Here is a 2,840-nt window from a genome sequence, read left to right as displayed (position 1 = left end):
AGCCGCGGCGGGTGCACAGGGTTTGGGGCAGGGCGGCGTTGATGCGCTCGAAAAGTCTGGAGTCGGGGGGGGAGATCACCCGCCTATTGTCCTACCAGTCATGGCCCCCGCTCTGTCTGCGCTCGACCCGGCCTTGCCGCCGCCCTCAAGCCTTCTTGCTGCGTGCTGCTTTTTTTGCCGCCGGCTTTGCTGCGGCCTTCGGGGCGGCTTTGGCGGCAGGCTTTGCTGCTGCGGTGCGCACTGGCTTTGCTATCGTTTTGGTAGCTGCTGGCGCGCGCTTGGATTGGGCTGGGGCCCGATTGTTCTCAAGAATAAAGGCCTTGACTTGCGGGTAGACGATCTCGCGCCAGCGGCGGCCGCTGAAAATCCCGTAGTGGCCCGCACCCTTGACTTCCAGGTGCTTTTGCAGCGCCTTGGGGATGTTGTGGCAAAGACCGTGTGCCGCCTCGGTCTGGCCAGAACCGGAGATGTCGTCCAGTTCGCCTTCTACCGTGAAATGGGCGGTGGTTTTGATGTCTTCGGGCCGCACACGCTCCATTTGGCCGTCCACACCCTTGACGTCCCAGGTGCCGTTGACCAGCTTGAACTCCTGGAACACCGTCTTGATGGTGTCGAGGTAGTAGTCGGCATCCATGTCGAGCACGGCGTTGTATTCGTCGTAGAACTTGCGGTGCGCCTCGGCGCTGGCGTCGTCGCCCTTGAGCAAATCCTTGAAGTAGTCGTAGTGGCTGCTGGCGTGGCGGTCCGGGTTCATCGCGACGAAGCCGGTGTGCTGCAAAAAGCCGGGGTACACACGACGGCCTGCGCCCGGGAAGTTGCTGGGCACGCGGTAAATCACATTGTTTTCAAACCACTCGTAGCTCTTGTTCATGGCCAGGTTGTTCACTGCCGTGGGCGATTTTCGGGCATCGATCGGGCCGCCCATCATGGTCATGCTCAAGGGCGTCGTTTCGCCTCGGGAGGCCATCAGCGACACGGCAGCGAGCACCGGCACAGTGGGCTGGCAGACGCTGATGACGTGGCAATTGCCGTAAATACCCTGGAGGTGGCGAATGAACTCCTGGACGTAGTTGACGTAGTCGTCCAGGTTGAATGAACCTTCGGAAAGCGGCACGGTGCGCGCATTTTTCCAGTCGGTGATGTAGACCTTGTGGTCTTTGAGCATGGTCTTGACGGTGTCCCGGAGCAAGGTGGCATAGTGGCCTGACAGCGGCGCCACGATCAGCACGGCGGGCTCGCCCTTCAGGCCTGTCAGTGTGGCGGGATCGTCGGTGAAGCGCTTGAAGCGGCGCAGCTCGCAAAAGGGTTTGTCGATTTCCACGCGTTCGTGGATGCTGACCTCGGTGCCGTTGACGTCCACCGTCCGGATGTCAAAGGCCGGTTTTTCGTAGTCTTTGCCCAGCCGGTAAATCAGGCTGTAGCCGGCAGCGACGCGTTGGGCAAACGGGTTTTGGCCCATGGGCGACAGGGGATTGCCGTAGAGCTTTGCAGCGGCTTGCGCAAAGTCGACAAAAGGCTCCATCAAGGTGCGTTGGGCTTCATAGACTTGGTACAGCATCGGGGTCAACCTTGGGTTTAGGGTTACTTCGGTAAATCGTAATATGTTGCAGTGCAATATAACAGGGGGTTGCCGCACTGATTTGAGGATAACCACCAATACCGGGCGGTTTTCACACTGTTGACGCCAAAAGCACCACGATGGTGCCAGCTTGGCTTGCGGACCGAGAAACCGCCACCACCTGCGGAATTGAAAGAACACTTACCATTCTGCCTGCAGCCGGTGGTCTTTGCCCGCCCTGAAGCTGCAGCCCTTCAACAGGAAAAACAACATGCTTCCCCCGATTGACGCCTCCTCGCTGGATCAACTGGCCTCCCTGAAGAAATCAGACCATATGCCGGTCCTTTTTGTGGGCCACGGCAGCCCGATGAACGCCATCGGCGACAACGAGTACCGGCGCAGCTGGCAGGCGCTGGGCGCCGAATTTGGGTCGAAATTCCCCAGGCCGCAGCTGATTCTGTGCATTTCCGCCCATTGGCTGACCGAAGGCTGGTGGCTGACGGCCATGGACAAGCCCAAAACCATCCACGACTTTGGCGGCTTTCCGCAGGAGCTCTTCGACCAGCAATACCCCGCGCCCGGCGACACCGCGGCGGCGCAGGTGATCAGCCAATTGGTCAGGCAGCGCGCGTCGGCGCCGCTCGGCCTGGACGAAGGTGAATGGGGACTGGACCACGGTGCCTGGTCGGTGCTCAAGCCCATGTTTCCGGATGCGGACATCCCGGTCATCCAGCTCAGCATGGATTACAGCCGGGCGCCCGAGGAGCACTATGCGCTGGCAAAGCAGTTAAAGGCGTTGCGGGACCGCGGCGTGCTGATCGTGGCCAGCGGCAATATCGTGCACAACCTGCGCCAGATGCAGCGGGGGGCCGCGGGTAACCAGGCCTACGACTGGGCGCTGGAGTTCGACCAGACGATTGGTGGCTATCTGCAGCAGGGCAATCTGGACGCATTGCAGAACTTCCAGAAGCTGGGCCAGGTGGCGAAGATGGCGCACCCCACCCATGAGCACTACCTTCCGCTGCTGTACACCGCAGGCGCGGTTGATGCGAAGGAGCCGATGCGGTTTTTCAACACCAGCTTTCAGGCCGGCTCCATTTCCATGCGGTCGGTTGTTTGGGGATGAATCTGTTGGAGCGGAGTGTCAGGTAGCTTGAGGCGCTATTGAATTGATAGCTGCTTGCGCCCGTCAGTCATGGGCTGTAACCTATTTTCTTTGAGGAGCCTGGCTTTTGCCACTGCCGTGCTGGGGGCCGGTCAGGCCACTTCCGGATGGATAACC

Annotated in this window: 2 protein-coding genes; one reads left to right on the top strand and one right to left on the bottom strand. The window is 60.4% G+C overall.

All coding sequences use genetic code 11. The features are described from left to right. Window positions 1-145: 145 nt before the first annotated feature. On the bottom strand, window positions 146-1,558 hold the full coding sequence (locus tag AC1DWI_RS18875; protein ID WP_477669127.1) for a polyhydroxyalkanoate depolymerase: 1,413 nt from the start codon (window positions 1,556-1,558) through the stop codon (window positions 146-148). A 271-nt stretch (window positions 1,559-1,829) separates the two neighbouring features. Between AC1DWI_RS18875 and ygiD the strand changes: the two genes are divergently transcribed. Then, window positions 1,830-2,684: a 4,5-DOPA-extradiol-dioxygenase gene (ygiD, locus tag AC1DWI_RS18870; RefSeq protein WP_477669128.1), complete on the top strand. Its 855-nt coding sequence runs from the start codon at window positions 1,830-1,832 to the stop codon at window positions 2,682-2,684. Window positions 2,685-2,840: the final 156 nt, after the last annotated feature.

The sequence above is a fragment of the Polaromonas sp. P3_C2 genome (assembly GCF_056402675.1).
This window is presented reverse-complemented; position numbering and strand designations above follow the sequence as displayed.